Here is a 17,068-nt window from a genome sequence, read left to right as displayed (position 1 = left end):
TACAACTTATTAAACATAGATTCATGAGATACGATTTTAAGCATTATGCGTTATATGCTGCACTGGTAATACCACTAACATTTAGCGCCTGTAAAAAGAATAAAACTGCGCCTGTAACCCCACCGGTAACAAACAATTCAAATACGAAGCAAACGGCAACTACAGACAGGACTGAACTAACCAATGATTCTTTGTTCTTGTATGCCAAAGAAATTTATTTCTGGAATGAATCCTTACCTTCTTATGATGATTTTGAACCACGGAAATATAAGACCTTAAGTACTCCATTTGAGAATTATAAATCAAACTTGTTCAATATCGTGAAGGTGTCGGGTTCTGCAGATTATGTGAGCTCGTCTACCAGTTCAAGATATTCATACATTCAGGACATCACCCTGAGAAATCCTGATGCCATTGCTGCATTGCCTGGCGAGCAGGCTTCTGTGGATCTGGAAGGTAATGGTAATGACGTTGGTATTTATGCCATTAGTCCGGTTACCAAAGATAACGTTACTTATAAGCTTTATATTCTTGCTGTGAGTCAAAATTCTCCTGCAGGAAACGCTGGGTTAACGAGAGGTGCCTATATTACCAGGATTAATGGTGTAAGTATTGGCTCTGTTGCAAATTTCAATACAGAGCGGAATACCATTAATTCAACAATCTATGGTGATCCTGCTACGCTTGCATTGGAAGGTTATAAAATTGATGGTACTACCTTTAGTATCACATTAAATAAGACATCCTATAAAAGCAGCCCGGTTTATAAAACGAATGTGCTGACTGCGGGGACTAAAAAAATTGGATACTTGTCATACGGAAGATTTTCTAATACAGAGAATTCCGTAGCAGCCCTGAATGCGGTCTTTGCTGATTTTGTGACTAAAGGTGTTACTGATCTGGTTATAGATTTAAGGTATAATGGTGGTGGCTATGTGAGTACAGCAGAGCATTTGATTAATTTAATTGCACCTTCATCAGCTACAGGAACAATGTATGTAGAACACTTTAACAATACATTAAAGAACAGAAAGCTTTCTGATGCTACTATTTTATCTAACCAGCCTTTATTGGATGCGAATGATAAAGTTCGTTATGGCTCAGATGGCAAGATGCTGACGTTTGCTAACGTAGATTACTCGGTATCGGGAAATACAGCGTTATTCAGTAAGAAAGGTGGATTGAGTTCTATTCAGAATGTTGTGTTTATTGTGAGTGGCGGAACTGCTTCAGCAAGTGAGTTGGTTATTAACAGTTTAAAGCCAAAGATGAATGTGAAACTGGTAGGTAAAACTACTTATGGAAAGCCTATAGGCTTTTTCCCGATACGACTTGAAAACCGGTATGATGTTTATATGTCCTTATTTGAAACTAAAAATTCAATGGGCGAGGGTGGTTATTACACAGGGATTGTACCTGATGTTGATGGTCTTATAGATTATGGAGATTATGATTTTGGTAACCCATCTGATGGATACCTTGCAAAAGCACTTGATCTGCTTGCTCCTGGTGTAACCGCTATCGGCTCTTTAAACCGGGTAATGAGCGTATCTGACAGTAAAGGCAGTACCACACCTGGTAAACTGCTTGCAGAGTTTGAAAATGATAAAGAGTTTGTCGGGATGATCGAAGACCGGTACAAGATTAAAAAATAGTCAATAAGGAACCCGCCACAGTGCGGGTTTTTTTATGCCATATGGGGTTTAATTATCAGTTCTATCCAAATTCACAGAAATGTAACTCTTTTAATATATGTTGTTTTCCAGGCTAATTAAATGCATATTTAGGTAAGTAAGATCTAGAGCCCACAATTATGTTAGGAGAGTCGATAGAAAAAGAATCAATTGAGATCAATAAGATCATTCCAGCTGATCAAAATCATATTGAAGAATTAAGAGACAAGTTAAATTCAGCACAGCGATTGGGAAACGAGTTCAAGTCCAAGGCTTCCATTACATTCAATACCAGAGAAGGTTTAAGAACTGTAACTACTACGGTATGGTCGGTTACAGAAAAATACATCCAGCTTAAAAGCGGGATGCATATTCCATTGTACAGTCTTGTTGATATAGATCTTTAGCAATTATTGCTTTTTCATCTGCAGGTTTTCTTTGAAGATCTTCTGGATATCTATTTCCTTGTCAATATTATTGGTAATCTCTAATATCGCTGTCGCAGCATTGTTAAAGAATGTTTTATTGATGTTCTGATATTCATCGGTAGCCTTATGGTAATCCTTATGATCTTCTACGCCAAAGTACAAGAAGGGGATATTCTTTGCATTAAAAGCGCCCTGATCACTTTGATTGGTCCAGTCGTCATGTCCCTGTTTCGGATCATCGTGTCCAAACAAAACCTTTATGTCGTTGCTTTTTAAGATGAAATACTTTTTTAATTCTGGATATTTAAATGTTCCGCAGGCATAAAGTTCAGATTTGTCGTTGTGGCTGATCATATCCATATTGACGTTCATTTGAATTTTATCAATGGCTACAGGAGGTTTAGCTACAAATGCCTTAGCACCCTGCAATCCCATTTCTTCTGCATCAAATGATGCAAACACGAGTGTATGGTTTGGTTTGTGTTTCGCAAAATAGGCTGCGATATGCAATAATCCGGCAACACCAGAGGCATTGTCATCTGCACCGTTATATACTTCTTCTTTAATTACCCCAACGTGATCGTAATGTGCAGAGATCACGATTACGTCATCCGTTTTACCCTGGATATAACCGATCATGTTTTTGCCTGCTATTTCAGGTGTGTTTGCTGCACTTCCCCTTTTAAATGAAAAGGATTGTTCGTAATCCGGAAATGCAGTAAATGGTTTTATGCCAATCTTTTTAAAGCGTTCTGACAGGTAAGACCTGGACATTTCGGCACCTTTTGTACCTGTTTTTCTACCCTGATATTCATCAGACGATAAGATCTTAACATCTTTTAATAATTGTGTTTCTTCTTGTGCATCTGTTTTTTTAACAGTGCTGCAGCTTAAGAAAAAAGCGAGGGACAGGAGCAGGTAAGACTTCATCGATATCGATTTTAAGGTTTTACTAAGGTAATTATAAAATGAGAAATTAACAGCTTCTGTTAATAATAGGTTAACCTTACTACACCTGCCAGTTTTTTAGCTAAACGGATTACCTGTCTGGTATAGCCATACTCATTATCATACCAAACGTACAGCACAACAGACTTGTTGTCCCTGGCCATGATTGTTGCTGGTCCGTCGACAATAGAAGAATGGCTGTTTCCGATCAGATCGGTACTTACCAGCTCATTTGAAATAGAATATTCTATTTGTTCAGAAAGATCACCAAAAAGGGCGGCCTGTTTAAGTACTTCGCTTACTTCTTCTTTAGAAGATACCTTATCCAGGGATAGGTTTAAAATAGCCAGTGATACGTTTGGTGTAGGAACACGAACCGCATTGCCGGTAAGCTTACCTCCAAGATGGGGGATTACCTTTGCTACGGCCTTATCTGCGCCGGTTTCTGTAATGACCAGATTTAAGGCGGCAGCACGGCCTCTGCGGTACTTCTTGTGGTAATTATCCAGCAGGTTTTGGTCATTGGTATAGGAGTGGACGGTTTCAATATGACCTTTCTCAATTCCAAAGGCATCGTCAATTACTTTGAGGATGGGTACAATGGCATTTGTAGTACAGGAGGCATTGGATAAAATGCTCTCTGCATCGAAATTAATATGTAAATCATTAATTCCGGTAACGATATTTGGAATATCGCCTTTTGCCGGAGCTGTAAGTAATACTTTATTAACACCTGTTGATTTTAAATGTCTGCTTAAAGCTTCCCGGTCCCTAAATACCCCGGTGTTATCAATCAGAAGTGCATTTTCAATTCCATAAATGGTGTAATCTATATCTTCAGGCTCTTGCGCCTGTACAAAGTAAATGGTTTGGCCATTAATAATTAGCGCCTTATTTTCAAAATCTTCAACGATTGTTCCGTTAAATGGACCGTGAATGGAGTCTGTGCGTAACAGTTCTGCTCTTTTAATCAGTTCTTCGTCGCTATAGGTTCGTGTTACTATTGCCCTTAAACGGAGTTGTTCACCTTTTCCTGCCTGAAGGATCAGTTCACGTGCAGCTATTCTGCCAATTCTGCCAAATCCAAATAATACCACGTCTTTGGGTTTTAAGCTGATCTTGTCTTTTCCAATGTGCTTGCTGAGTTTACTGATAATAAAGTCGTGCATGGAAGTATAGGTATTACTCTCATCCAGCCATTCTGCCGCAAGTCTGCCGAGGTCGATTCGCGAGGGTGCAATATGGCATTTTCCCATAGCGGTTGCCAGTTCCAGCGTTTCATAAATGTTGATGTCTTTTCCACTTATTTCTTTGGCATATTGGTGATGCGAGAGGATCTCACTGCTGCCAACATCAAATAAGGGCTTACGGAATAATACAAGTTCGATAGAACTTTGGAACCACAGTTGTCCAACAACGTTGATCAGTTCAATTGCTTTTTTTTCTTTTTCAATCCAGTTTTGGAACTCGGATTGGTACCTGTTTAGCATGTCAAGAAGATTATTTGGTTAGAATGGCACAAAAGTAAAAAAGATCGGGTATACACCCAATCTTTTTATGATATTATTTTGAATTTGCTGTCATTCCTGATTTTGGCCTGTTTATTTACGATCTTAGTCAGATCCCTTTAATCAGATACCATGATGCTGAATGAATCACACGGTGGTCAATTGAATATTATCCCAGGTATGATTTTAAGATTTTGCTTCTTGAAGTATGGCGCAGACGTTGTAAAGCTTTGTCTTTGATCTGGCGTACACGCTCGCGGGTTAAGTTAAACTTCTCACCAATCTCTTCAAGAGATAATGGATGGTTTGTGCTTAATCCAAAGAAAAGAACAATGATTTCACGTTCACGCTCTGTTAAAGTGGATAATGAACGTTTGATCTCTTCAGAAAGAGATTCATTGATCAGGCTGCTGTCTGTGTTTGGCTCATGATTTTCCAATACATCAAGTAATGTATTTTCTTCACCCTGAACAAAAGGAGCATCCATGGAAACGTGTCTTCCTGAGTTACTAAGTGTATCTGAGATCTTATCAACGGTAGTTTCTAATATCTCAGCCAGTTCTTCCGGAGAAGGCTCGCGTTCAAATTCCTGTTCAAGTTTAGAAAAAGCTTTACTGATCTTGCTCAATGAACCTACCTGGTTTAATGGCAAACGTACAATACGGCTTTGTTCTGCGATAGCCTGTAAAATAGACTGACGGATCCACCAAACGGCATAAGATATAAACTTGAAACCTTTAGTTTCATCAAAGCGCTTTGCAGCCTTAATCAATCCCAGGTTACCTTCGTTTATAAGGTCACCCAGAGTTAAACCCTGATTTTGATATTGCTTTGCTACAGAAACCACGAAACGTAAATTGGTCTTAGTTAGACGTTCTAATGCGGCCTGATCCCCTTCGCGTATCTTTCTTGCTAGTATTACTTCTTCTTCGGCTGTAATTAAATCTACTTTACCAATTTCGTGAAGGTATTTATCTAAAGATTGACTTTCGCGATTGGTAATGGATTGCGTGATTTTGAGTTGTCTCATTTATATGCTTTGGTACCGGTTATGTGTTTGAACGTGCAAAAGTAATGATTAAAAGGTAATTCTAAAACATAAATTCCTGAAAACGTTACACCTTACACGTGTTATTTATACAATATTTTAACAGCAAAAATTATTCCAAAATACTTTTGTCAGTATATATGTCATATATTGAGTAGTGGTTATTTATTATTGTAATTCAATAAATATATTTTGTTTATTAATAATAATTGATTTAAGTTTGTAGTGTTAATATTATTTTGTCCCAATATTTTGAGAAAACAGTGCTGTCTTTTATAGCGTAAGATCGGGCAAATTATAGGACAAAGAAAAATGTATAGTTTTAAAAAGCTTAACGCGTTAATTTACAGGATATGACAAATGATCTGAAATCTATGAAATGGATAAAAAGTGTATTGGTAGCAGGTGGAATACTGATATTGATCGTGACAATTTATCAGTCAGGATCTGTTTTTAAAAAAGGCTGGAATGATGCAGATGATCCGATAGTTTTAAGATCAGAATTTCATAGTGTAATATTTGATGATGTAATTACAACAAGAGCAGATTCTTTGAATATAACGGGAAAAGACGGGTATATCTATAAATTGAAAGCTGATTACAGGGTTAATGGTGATGTTTTTAATTTAAAAGATTCCGGTCAGAGGATTTCGTTTCTAGAAGGATTTAATTTCTCGCTCACTGTAACTATACTCGTTCTGGGGATATTGATCCTGGGCAATCTGTATTATTTTATCGATGATTCCTCCCGGGGAGATATCTTTACGTTAAAAAATATCAACAGGATAAAAATTATTGGGTATTACTGTATTTCCTTAAGTGTTGCTCTGTTTATTTGGGATTTGGTCAGCTTTTTCATTGCGAAAGAGATATTTAGTCATACTGAGTATCAGGTGAGCTATGAGTTTGACTTTAATTACCTCATGTTTACAGTAGGTGTAGTAACCATTTTGATCATGCATGTATTCAAAAAAGGATACGAATTAAAACAAGAACACGAGTTAACTATATAAGTATGCCTATCATTATCAATTTGGATGTAATGCTTGCCCGAAGAAAGATGTCTTTAACCGAGTTAAGTGAAAGGGTAGGGATTACCATGTCAAATTTATCCATTCTTAAGACTGGAAAAGCCAAGGCAGTACGCCTGGAAACACTGGAATCAATCTGCGACGTACTGAACTGTCAGCCTGGAGATCTTCTGGAATACCGCAAAAGCGAAACTTAGCTTTTGATGTGGTTGCCCTAATTAGATATGCCCGAGGGAGAACGTCTGGTCAAGCCGGATTCCTTTTTCAGTTTGCTGTAACGTACAGCACTCATTTAGCGGATCATGTTCCAGGTATAGGATATATTTATTGTCAGCAGCTTCCTGCAAAAAGGATTTCTTCTCTGTAAGGGTCTTTAGCGGAAACATATCGTAAGCCATTACATAAGGTAAGGGGATGTGTCCGGTTGATGGCAGCAGATCTGCCATATAAACAATGGTTTGATCTTTATACTTTATTTGCGGCAGCATCATTGCATCGGTATGCCCGTATGCAAAACGGATGTGTATACCATCATGAAACTGAACACCTTCTTTGTCTTCAATGAACCGTAGCTGACCACTTTCCTGAATGGGTAAAATGTTGTCTTTTAGAAAAGAAGCCCGTTCCCGGTCATTTGGATTAACAGCCCAGTCCCAATGTTTCTCATTGCTCCAGTAAAAAGCATTTTTAAATGCGGGACGGAGTTTGTCACCAACGCGGACAATAGAGCCACCGCAATGGTCAAAATGAAGATGTGTTAAGAATACATCTGTAATGTCATCCCTGCTAAACCCTTTGGCCGCCAGTGATCGGTCTAAGGTATCATCGCCATGCAGATAATAATGACTCAGAAATTTTTCATCCTGTTTGTTGCCAATTCCATTATCGATTAATATTAACCGGCCGCCATCTTCAATCAGCATACAGCGCATGGCCCAGGTGCACAAATTATTGGTATCTGCAGGATTGGTCCGCTGCCAGATGGACTTAGGAACTACGCCAAACATAGCGCCGCCATCCAATTTAAATAAGCCTGTTTCGATAGTATATAAATTCATAGCATGATTAACCTTAGGGCGGTAAATGTAAAAAAAAAACCTGTTGAAAGCTCAACAGGTTTTTTAATTCAGTTTAGGATCAGATCCTTATAAGTGGATTACTTCGCCGTAAGCATCGGCAGCAGCTTCCATAATGGCTTCACTCATAGTAGGGTGAGGGTGTACTGATTTAATCATCTCATGTCCTGTTGTTTCCAGTTTACGGGCAACAACAATTTCAGCGATCATTTCCGTAACGTTGGCACCAATCATGTGTGCGCCTAATAATTCTCCGTATTTAGCATCAAAGATTAATTTAACAAAACCATCTTTTGCACCGGCAGCACTTGCTTTACCAGATGCAGAGAACGGAAATTTACCGATCTTCAATTCGTATCCGGCTGCTTTAGCTGCTTTCTCTGTGTAACCCACAGATGCTATTTCCGGACTGCAGTAGGTACATCCAGGGATGTTGTTATAGTCTAGAGGCTCTGGTTTGTGGCCGGCAATTTTCTCTACACAGATAATTCCTTCTGCAGAAGCTACGTGTGCTAAAGCCTGACCAGATACAATATCGCCAATGGCATAATAACCTTTAACAGAGGTGTTGTAGTACTCGTCAACAACCACTTTGCCTTTTTCAGTTTTGATACCTGTTTCTTCCAGGCCTATATTTTCAATATTTGCAACAACACCAGCTGCTGAAAGTACGATGTCGCATTCCAGGGTTTGCATACCAGAAGCAGTTTTAACCTGCACTTTACATCCGGTTCCGCTGGTATCAACAGACTCAACGCTTGAAGAGGTCATGATCTCAATGCCTGATTTCTTAAAGCTGCGTAATAATTGTTTAGAGATGTCTTCGTCTTCAACCGGAACAACTGTATCCATAAATTCAACGATGGTTACTTTGGTGCCCAGCGTTGCATAGAAATAAGCAAATTCAACGCCTATTGCACCAGAACCAACAACAACCATAGATTTAGGCTGCTCCGGCAACACCATTGCCTGTCTGTATCCGATTACTTTTTTGCCGTCTTGTTTCAGGTTAGGTAATTCTCTCGACCTGCCGCCTGTAGCAACTATAATATTTGTAGCTGTGTAATCTTTTTGAGTACCATCAGCCGCCTTAACTTCAACTTTGTTTCCGGGTTTAACTTTACCGGAACCCATGATCACGTCAATTTTGTTCTTCTTCATTAAGAATTGAACACCTTTACTCATACCATCAGCAACACCACGGCTGCGTTTGATGACTGCTGCAAAATCAGCTTCAGCTTCTGCAGTTTTTATACCATATTCAGCAGCATGGTTGATGTATTCAAAAACCTGTGCGCTCTTCAGTAACGCTTTAGTTGGTATACAGCCCCAGTTCAGGCAGATGCCGCCTAAAGATTCGCGTTCTACAATAGCCGTTTTTAAACCTAACTGAGAAGCCCTGATAGCAGCTACGTACCCGCCAGGACCGCTGCCTATTACAATTAAATCGTAGTTCATATCTTTAAATAAAGGAATTTTAACTTAAGTAAATGCCAAAATTAAAAAAAATGTTCATTAAAAAGGATGATAATGGTTTTTGTATAGCTTTTTAAGTAACATAATTTTAGCATGTGACATATTGTAATTTTTACACTTTATGTAGAATCAGTATAAATAACTGATAAACTGAAAGTTAGATATATGTTTTTCATGTTAAATGTTGAAAAATACCTGTATTATTAATAATTATTTAACATGGAAAACCAAATTCTTGATTAAACTAATCTTTACCTTTGCGCCATACCCCTATTGGGTCTTACATAAAAAAACAAAAAAGTATGAAGAAATCTTTACTATTATCAATTGCTTTGATGCTGGTTAGTTTTGGGTTATTTGCCCAGACCATTATTAAAGGTAAAGTTGTTGATGGAGTTACTGGTGAAACGCTGCCAGGAGCATCAGTAATTTTAAAAGGTACTAAATTTGCTGTTCTAACTTCATTAGATGGTTCATTTACCTTAAAAATCAATGAAAACGGACAAGGAACCCTTGCTATCTCTTACATTGGTTTTATCACTAAAGAAGTAAGTGTATCTAAGGCAGGTGGTACTGAAAATTTAGGAACAATTGAACTGGCATCAAACTCACAGTCAATGAGTGAAGTTGTTATTTCTGCTGGTCTGGCGATTGATAGAAAAACTCCGGTTGCCGTGAGTACAATCCGCGCTGCAGATATCGAAGCCAGAGCTGGAAACAATGAATTTCCTGAATTGCTTAAAAGAACTCCTTCAACCTATGTAACTAAAGGTTCTGGTGGTTTTGGTGATTCAAGAATCAACGTTCGTGGTTTTGATACCAAAAATACTGCGGTTATGGTTAACGGTGTTCCAGTGAACGATATGGAAGGCGGAACTGTTTACTGGTCTAACTGGGCTGGTTTATCAGACGTAGCCAATTCAATCCAGGTACAAAGAGGTCTTGGTGCTTCTAAGCTTTCTACAGGTTCTGTTGGTGGTACCATTAACATTGTAACCAAACCTACGGAAATTGAAAAAGGCGGTTCATTTAAACAAGTTTTAGGTAACGATGGATATTTCAAAAATGTATTGAGCTACTCAACTGGTAAAATGGCTAACGGCCTTGCTTTTTCATTCTTAGGTTCACGTACGGTTGGTAATGGTTATATTGACGGAACTGAATTTGAAGGATGGAACTACTTCCTTGCTGCAGGTTACCAGATTAACGATAAACATACCTTAACATTCTCTGCTACCGGTGCTCCTCAATGGCATCACCAAAATAGCAATACTACTCCTTACCAAAGTTATTATGGTAACCCTTTAAACAAAGGTGTAACACCAAGAGGCGAAAAATATAATGCCAACTGGGGAACTTTAGGTGGTGAAGAGTATAACATGTCTAAAAATTACTACCACAAACCGGTAATCAATTTAAACCATTACTGGAAATTAAATGATAAAACCAATATCAACTCTGTAGTTTATGCTTCATTTGGTAGAGGTGGTGGTACAGGTGCTAACGGTGGTATTGGTACAAGAAACGTATATACACTTCCAAGAACTGCTGATAGTTTGATCCGTTATGACGACATCAGAAAATATAATGCTGGTGGTGTGGTTACAGATTTTGCTTCAGGTGTGGCTAAAGCTCCGGAAGCAACAGGCCCATATGCTGGCCAGTATGTAAATGCTTCAGGTACTTCTACTGGTATTACCCGAAGATCTTCTGTAAACAGTCACAACTGGTTCGGTGCAATTGTAAACCTTACCCACAAATTAACTGACAACTTTACATTAAGCGGTGGTTTAGACTGGAGATATTATAAAGGTTTACACTACAGATCTGTTGATGATTTGTTAGGTGCAAGTGCTTACAGAGATACCAACAACGATTTTGAAAACCCAAGCTTTGCCGTGACTGATGAAGATCATCTTGATTACGATTACAATGGTTATGTAAATCAAATCGGTGGGTATGTATCTGCGGAATATTCAGATGATATCATTGATGCTTTCGTGTCGGGAACATTGAACAATACAGGTTACAGCCGTGAAACCATGTTCTTTAATGGCAGCAATGGAACACAGAAATCTAAAACCTACAATTATGGTGCATATTCTACCAAAGGTGGTATCAACGTTAAGGTAACTGAAAACCACAATTTCTTTGGTAATGCAGGTTATTTCACCAGAGCTCCATTCTATGATACTGTATTCCCGAACAGAAATGGTGCAACCAGAGCTGTAGAGAATTCAACTTCTTCAAATGAGAAGATCCTTGGTTTTGAGTTGGGTTACGGTTTAAGAACTGCATTTGTAAATGCAAGCTTAAATGTTTACCGCACTGAATGGAACGACAGATCATACCGCAGAGCGATTACTTTGCCTGATGCAACTCCAGGTTCAGCAAACATCAATGGTATCAACGCCTTACACAAAGGTATCGAGTTAGAAGTTTCTGCAAGACCAACAAGCAACCTTGAGTTAACTGCAATGGTTTCAGTTGGTGACTGGAAATACAAAAATGATGTAAATGCGACTTCATACAATGATGACGGTACTATCTTAGCTGAAACTAAATTATATCTTAAAGATGTAAAAATTGGTGATGCTGCACAAACTACAGCTAACTTTGGTGCTTCTTACCAGGTTGTTAAAGGTTTAAGAATCCGTGCTGATTATTTTATGGCTGATGATCTTTACGCAAGTTTCTTGCCTGAGAACAGAAGTACTGCTCCGGCAGCAGGAGAGCCAAACCGTCAGGCCTGGAAACTTCCTTCTTACCAGTTGTTAGATGGTGGCTTATCTTATAATTTTAAACTACAAGGTCTTTCAACTACCATTAGTTTAGGTGTAGATAATATCTTAAATAAATCTTACATCTCTGAAGCTTATACTGACGTATTATACAACACATCAGTATTTAATGCAACTACTAATCCTCTTGGTAACGGCCCGTATGACTTTGTTATCCCTGGAACTAAAAATGCTTCAGGAACAAGAAATAACGTAAGTATAGGATTTGGAAGAACCTGGAATGCAGGTTTGTCAATCAAATTCTAATCTAAATATTGCTAAACAGAAAGGCCTTCCGGAATATTCCGGAAGGCCTTTCTGTTTTACCGGTACATTCTAAAGACTAACTAATAACCTTCTTTGTTAAATGCTAACGGTTCTCAAAAACCAGCATTGAAAGCCCGTTTAGATTAGCGTCAAAGTGCGGCAAATGTGATTTGCTGATCCCGGGTTAATCATTAACTTTACCGCCCTAACTAATTTATACTTTATGAGAAAACAACTGTATCTGATGATATTCGTTCTGATATTGTCATTTGCCAATACGGTAAAAGCAGACGAGGGCATGTGGATCCCAATGCTGATTGGAAAAAACTATGAACAGATGAAAAAGCAGGGATTTAAATTAACTGCGCAAGATCTGTACAATGCCAATGGTTCAAGCCTTAAAGATGCTATTGTTCATTTTGGTGGCTTTTGTACTGGTGAGATCGTTTCAGACAAAGGACTGATCTTTACCAATCACCACTGTGGTTATGATGCAATCGCATCAAACTCAACACCTCAAAATAACATTCTTGATAACGGTTTTTATGCTAAGAGCTATGCCGAAGAAAAACCGATTGGTGGTCTTTTTGTTCGCTTTCTGCAGCGGATGGAAGATGTGACTGCTCAGGTTAATACCGCTACAAAAGGATTAACAGGAGCGGAGAAATCATCAAAAATGCTGGAGATTTTTAATACCCTCTCTAAGGCAGCGGTAAAAGCACCAAACATTGAAGCCAATGTTAAAGATTTCTATAAATCCAATCAATTCATCCTATTTGTTTATGAACGTTTTGATGATGTACGTCTGGTTGGCGCACCGCCACAAAACATTGGTAAATTTGGTGGTGACACCGATAACTGGGAATGGCCCCGCCAAACCGGAGATTTCTCAGTATTCAGGGTATATGCTTCGAAAGGCAATCAATCTGCAAAATATGCAGTAGATAATATGCCGTATAAACCTAAAAAATTCCTGCCGGTATCTTTGAAAGGAGTTAAAAATGGCGACTTCTCTATGGTTTATGGTTATCCTGGCCGTACAGACCGTTATCTGACTTCTTATGGAGTAGACTTAGCAACAGACAAAGTTAGTCCGACAATTGTAAAGCTGCGCGACATTCGTTTAAAGGCATGGAAAACAGAAATGGATAAAAGCGTAGACACGCGTTTAAAGCTTTCTTCTCAATATGCAAATATTGCCAATTACTGGAAATATTACATCGGACAAACTGAACAGTTAAAGCGCTTAAAAGTAGCCGATTCTAAACGGACTGAAGAAAGAGCATTTACGGAATGGGCAGCCCAAAAGTCAGAATTTGCCGGTTTAATGGAACAGTATGCTGACATTTATAAAAGCATTGATCCAATCTCTGTTCAGCGTACTTATATTAATGAAGGTTTCTTAGCCTCAGGATGGGTGCCTAACGCCATTTCATTAGGTCGTGCCTATTCGGCAGTAGCGCAGAAAAAGGGAGATGAAGCGTTTGCAGCGCAGGTAAAAACAAGTGTGAACGAAGCGGCAGCTACTTATGAAGAAACCTATGTTGAAGCTGCAGATAAGAAGATCTTTGCCCAGATACTTGCATCTTTCTATAAAGATATACCGGTAAAATCACAGCCAATGTTCTTTGCTGCTATTGCTGAAAAATATTGGACTGGTAACCCGGAAACTACGTTTCAAAAGTACGCAGATTACTTATGGGAAAACAGCAACCTGATCAAGCCTGAAAAGTTAAAGGCATTCCTGGCTTCAAAAGCGACGCTGGAAGATCTTAAAAAAGATCCTGGTTATCAATACGCAGTCAATCTTCTGCCAGCTGATTATATTAAAACGAATTTCGGATCTTTGGTCGCAGATTTTGAAAACAAAAAAGCAGAACTGGATCATCTTTACCTGAAAGCTACACTGGAGCGTAATCCGGGTAAATTAATGTATCCTGATGCCAACTCTACCATGCGGTTGAGCTATGGAAATGTTCAGGATTATTCACCAAAGGACGGAATTACCTATAATATAACAACAACCATTGATGGTGCAATGCAGAAATACATACCCGGAGATGGCGAATTTGATTTACCTGCAAACCTGATCGAAAATTATAACAAAAGGAACTTCGGACAATATGGCAACGACGGAACCTTAACCGTTGGTTTTATCTCTAACAACGATATCACAGGAGGTAACTCAGGATCGCCGGTAATCAATGGTAACGGAGAACTGATCGGATTGGCCTTTGACGGTAACTGGGAAGCCATGAGCGGTGATATTGCGTTCGACAAGAAATTCAAAAGAACCATAAGTGTCGATATCCGTTATGTGTTGTGGTGTATCGATGTGCTTGGAGGAGCCAAAAACATCATCGATGAACTGGATCTTAGAAAAAATACCCCAGCTGCTAAGACAGCAGTGAAGAAAAAATAAGCGCATACAAATGTAATTTAAGCGCTGCATCAATCTATTTGGTGCAGCGCTTTTTTATTGGGAATTTTCATTGGAGATAGTGCCTTGATTTGCTATAAGGATTTAGTAACTTTAAATTTTATAATTTAATTACTATGCTGATCCTTAAAAATCTTCTGCCCACTAAATTTATTGCTGCCTTATCCGTGTCTGTATTATTGATGCATGGCGTAACGGCCCAGGTAAATCCATATGAGGGAACTGGTAATTTAAAGTACGTAGATCCATCCATTGGTAACGTTGGCCAGCTGCTGGAACCAACACGGCCAACCGTGCAGCTGCCAAATCAAATGATCCGGATGTTTCCACAGCGTACAGATCATATGGACGATCAAATCTCCAGTTTTCCGTTAACTGTAGTATCTCACCGTCAGGGTCAGGTATTTGCCATTAAACCAACGGTGCGTGCTTATGAAAATGAAGAGTGGAGAAAGAAAATGACCTATGATCATGATCTCGAAATTAAAAGACCCTGGTATTACTCAGCTTATCTGATTGACGATGACATCAAAGTAGAATTTACACCAGGTAAAAAAACAGGTCTTTACCGGTTTGAATTTCCGGCTAATAGTGCTAAAAACTTGTTGTTTAATGTGTATAATGCTGGAGATAATGAGTTTAAATTTATTTCAGATCGCGAAATTACAGGCATAGAGATCTATACCGGTATCAAAGTGTACATGTATGGAATTTTTAATGCCGGAGCTACTGTGGGAACAATAAAGAGCAGCAAGATATCTGCAGACCGTGCAGTAAGCGGAAGGGAATTAAAAGCCTGGGTAAGCTTTCCACAGACGGCACCCAGAGTTATAGAATTTAAATACGCCATATCATATATCAGTGCTGAGCAGGCAAAAAAGAACTTTGATAACGAACAAAGTTCTTCTGATTTCGACCAGCAAGTTAAAAAAGGAGAAGAAGCCTGGTCTAAAGTGATCAATCAAATTAAATCTACCGGAGGCACAGAGGCTCAAAAAAGATCTTTTTATACTGCATTATATCGCTGCTATGAACGAATGGTGGATATCACAGAAGATGGCAGCTATTATAGCGGATATGATAAACAGATCCATAAAACCACACGTCCATTCTATGTAGACGATTGGGTTTGGGATACGTACCTGGCACACCATCCATTGAGAACGATCCTGAATCCGGATCAGGAGGGGGATATGCTCAATTCTTATGTAAACATGTATCAGCAAAGCGGATGGGTACCTACCTTTCCGGTTATCTATGGTGATCATGCCTGTATGAATGGCTTTCACTCCACCATTACATTTCTAGATGCCTATCGTAAAGGAATCCGTAATTATGATATACAGATAGCTTATGAGGGGATGGCTAAAAATGCAACCCAGGCAACGATGGCGCCATGGAAAAATGGTCCTAAAGGTCCGCTGGAAGATTTCTACTACGCTAAAGGGTTTTATCCTGCATTAAAACCTGGAGAGAAAGAAACGGATCCGGGTGTACACAGCTGGGAAAAACGCCAGGCAGTAGCCATTACGCTTGGGCACAGTTATGACGACTGGGCACTTGCCCAGTTCGCTAAAGACCTGAATAAAGAACCAGACTATACCAAATTCATTGCCAGAAGCAATAATTACAAAAATCTATGGGATGATAAGGCTCAGATGTTCCTGCCTAAAGACAGTGCAGGAAACTGGATTAAAATAGATCCTAAGTTTGACGGGGGAATGGGTGGTCGTGATTATTACGATGAAAATAACGGCTGGACATACCTTTGGCAGGTACAGCACGATGTGAAAGGATTAATAGGTTTATTTGGAAGCAATGCAAGCTTTGAAGCCAAGCTGGATCAGCTTTTCCGTGAACCACTTGGACGCAGTAAATATGAGAATCAGGCTAAATTTCCGGATGCAACAGGTATGGTTGGACAGTTTTCAATGGGCAATGAACCCAGTTTCCATATTCCTTACCTGTATAATTATACCTCATCACCATGGAAAACACAGAAGAAGATCCGGTTCCTGTTAGATACCTGGTTTAAAGACAACATTTTTGGAATTCCGGGTGATGAAGATGGTGGCGGTATGTCTGCCTTTGTAGTTTTCTCTTCCATGGGATTTTATCCGGTTACGCCAGGCACTCCTATATATACCATAGGGAGTCCTTTATTTGAAAAAGTAAGTATTGATCTGCCTAATGGCAAGCAGTTCCAATTGATTGCCAATAATTGTTCAGTAATCAACAAATACATCCAAAGTGCAAAATTCAATGGAAAAGTGTTGAATACACCCTTTTTTACACATGAACAGTTGGTAGCGGGAGGAAAGCTTGAACTTGAGATGGGTTCAAAACCAAATAAAAGCTGGGGAATTGATCCGCGTCAATAATAAATTAAGTTA

The 17,068-nt window shown here is 38.9% G+C and carries 12 protein-coding genes; 7 read left to right on the top strand and 5 right to left on the bottom strand.

The annotated features are described in order from the left end of the window. The first annotated feature begins 23 nt into the window (after positions 1-23). Both ATK78_RS12995 and ATK78_RS12990 read left to right on the top strand, forming a co-directional pair. Positions 24-1,655 carry a S41 family peptidase gene (locus ATK78_RS12995; RefSeq protein ID WP_133576561.1) on the top strand — a complete coding sequence of 544 codons (1,632 nt, stop codon included), beginning with the start codon at positions 24-26 and terminating at the stop codon, positions 1,653-1,655. Positions 1,656-1,813: 158 nt separating this feature from the next. After that, positions 1,814-2,080 (top strand): hypothetical protein, encoded by a 267-nt coding sequence (locus ATK78_RS12990; RefSeq protein ID WP_208112365.1) that lies wholly within the window; start codon positions 1,814-1,816, stop codon positions 2,078-2,080. A gap of 3 nt (positions 2,081-2,083) precedes the next feature. Here ATK78_RS12990 and ATK78_RS12985 read toward each other — a convergent pair whose 3' ends face one another. The 3 genes from ATK78_RS12985 to ATK78_RS12975 all read right to left on the bottom strand — a co-directional run bounded on the left by ATK78_RS12985 (position 2,084) and on the right by ATK78_RS12975 (position 5,587). After that, positions 2,084-3,031 carry a M20/M25/M40 family metallo-hydrolase gene (locus ATK78_RS12985; RefSeq protein WP_133576559.1) on the bottom strand — a complete coding sequence of 316 codons (948 nt, stop codon included), beginning with the start codon at positions 3,029-3,031 and terminating at the stop codon, positions 2,084-2,086. A gap of 59 nt (positions 3,032-3,090) precedes the next feature. Further along, a complete protein-coding gene (locus ATK78_RS12980; RefSeq protein WP_133576558.1) occupies positions 3,091-4,539 on the bottom strand; it encodes a glyceraldehyde-3-phosphate dehydrogenase in 1,449 nt (482 codons plus the stop codon). A 187-nt stretch (positions 4,540-4,726) separates the two neighbouring features. Further along, a complete protein-coding gene (locus ATK78_RS12975) occupies positions 4,727-5,587 on the bottom strand; it encodes a sigma-70 family RNA polymerase sigma factor (RefSeq protein WP_037444054.1) in 861 nt (286 codons plus the stop codon). 392 nt (positions 5,588-5,979) lie between these two features. Between ATK78_RS12975 and ATK78_RS12970 the strand changes: the two genes are divergently transcribed. Further along, the gene (locus ATK78_RS12970) at positions 5,980-6,618 is read left to right on the top strand and encodes a DUF2975 domain-containing protein (protein ID WP_166664879.1); all 639 of its coding nucleotides are present in this window, start codon (positions 5,980-5,982) and stop codon (positions 6,616-6,618) included. 2 nt (positions 6,619-6,620) lie between these two features. Further along, a complete protein-coding gene (locus ATK78_RS12965) occupies positions 6,621-6,833 on the top strand; it encodes a helix-turn-helix domain-containing protein (protein ID WP_133576556.1) in 213 nt (70 codons plus the stop codon). A 21-nt stretch (positions 6,834-6,854) separates the two neighbouring features. On the opposite strand, the gene ATK78_RS12960 is transcribed toward ATK78_RS12965, so the two are convergent. Together ATK78_RS12960 and lpdA are read right to left on the bottom strand one after the other, a co-directional pair. After that, a complete protein-coding gene (locus tag ATK78_RS12960; RefSeq protein ID WP_133576555.1) occupies positions 6,855-7,694 on the bottom strand; it encodes an MBL fold metallo-hydrolase in 840 nt (279 codons plus the stop codon). Positions 7,695-7,781: 87 nt separating this feature from the next. Next, positions 7,782-9,170 carry a dihydrolipoyl dehydrogenase gene (gene lpdA, locus ATK78_RS12955; protein ID WP_133576554.1) on the bottom strand — a complete coding sequence of 463 codons (1,389 nt, stop codon included), beginning with the start codon at positions 9,168-9,170 and terminating at the stop codon, positions 7,782-7,784. Between the two features lie 320 nt (positions 9,171-9,490). Between lpdA and ATK78_RS12950 the strand changes: the two genes are divergently transcribed. From ATK78_RS12950 to ATK78_RS12940, 3 genes are all read left to right on the top strand, one after another. Then, positions 9,491-12,235 carry a TonB-dependent receptor gene (locus ATK78_RS12950; protein ID WP_133576553.1) on the top strand — a complete coding sequence of 915 codons (2,745 nt, stop codon included), beginning with the start codon at positions 9,491-9,493 and terminating at the stop codon, positions 12,233-12,235. A 223-nt stretch (positions 12,236-12,458) separates the two neighbouring features. Further along, positions 12,459-14,657, top strand: coding sequence for a S46 family peptidase (locus ATK78_RS12945; RefSeq protein WP_133576552.1), 2,199 nt, complete (start codon positions 12,459-12,461; stop codon positions 14,655-14,657). 134 nt (positions 14,658-14,791) lie between these two features. Further along, positions 14,792-17,056, top strand: coding sequence for a GH92 family glycosyl hydrolase (locus tag ATK78_RS12940; RefSeq protein ID WP_133576551.1), 2,265 nt, complete (start codon positions 14,792-14,794; stop codon positions 17,054-17,056). Positions 17,057-17,068: the final 12 nt, after the last annotated feature.

This window comes from Pedobacter metabolipauper (assembly GCF_004362715.1).
Lineage (GTDB): Bacteria > Bacteroidota > Bacteroidia > Sphingobacteriales > Sphingobacteriaceae > Pedobacter > Pedobacter metabolipauper.
Note: the sequence above shows the minus strand (reverse complement) of the source record. Positions and strands in the feature narration are given on the sequence as shown.

Coding starts and splice junctions, on each gene's coding strand:
- ATK78_RS12980 (WP_133576558.1), bottom strand. CDS start 4,539: ATGCTAAACAGGTACCAATCCGAGTTCCAAAACTGGATTGAAAAAGAA.
- lpdA (WP_133576554.1), bottom strand. CDS start 9,170: ATGAACTACGATTTAATTGTAATAGGCAGCGGTCCTGGCGGGTACGTA.
- ATK78_RS12945 (WP_133576552.1), top strand. CDS start 12,459: ATGAGAAAACAACTGTATCTGATGATATTCGTTCTGATATTGTCATTT.
- ATK78_RS12975 (WP_037444054.1), bottom strand. CDS start 5,587: ATGAGACAACTCAAAATCACGCAATCCATTACCAATCGCGAAAGTCAA.
- ATK78_RS12940 (WP_133576551.1), top strand. CDS start 14,792: ATGCTGATCCTTAAAAATCTTCTGCCCACTAAATTTATTGCTGCCTTA.
- ATK78_RS12995 (WP_133576561.1), top strand. CDS start 24: ATGAGATACGATTTTAAGCATTATGCGTTATATGCTGCACTGGTAATA.
- ATK78_RS12990 (WP_208112365.1), top strand. CDS start 1,814: ATGTTAGGAGAGTCGATAGAAAAAGAATCAATTGAGATCAATAAGATC.
- ATK78_RS12985 (WP_133576559.1), bottom strand. CDS start 3,031: ATGAAGTCTTACCTGCTCCTGTCCCTCGCTTTTTTCTTAAGCTGCAGC.
- ATK78_RS12970 (WP_166664879.1), top strand. CDS start 5,980: ATGAAATGGATAAAAAGTGTATTGGTAGCAGGTGGAATACTGATATTG.
- ATK78_RS12960 (WP_133576555.1), bottom strand. CDS start 7,694: ATGAATTTATATACTATCGAAACAGGCTTATTTAAATTGGATGGCGGC.
- ATK78_RS12965 (WP_133576556.1), top strand. CDS start 6,621: ATGCCTATCATTATCAATTTGGATGTAATGCTTGCCCGAAGAAAGATG.
- ATK78_RS12950 (WP_133576553.1), top strand. CDS start 9,491: ATGAAGAAATCTTTACTATTATCAATTGCTTTGATGCTGGTTAGTTTT.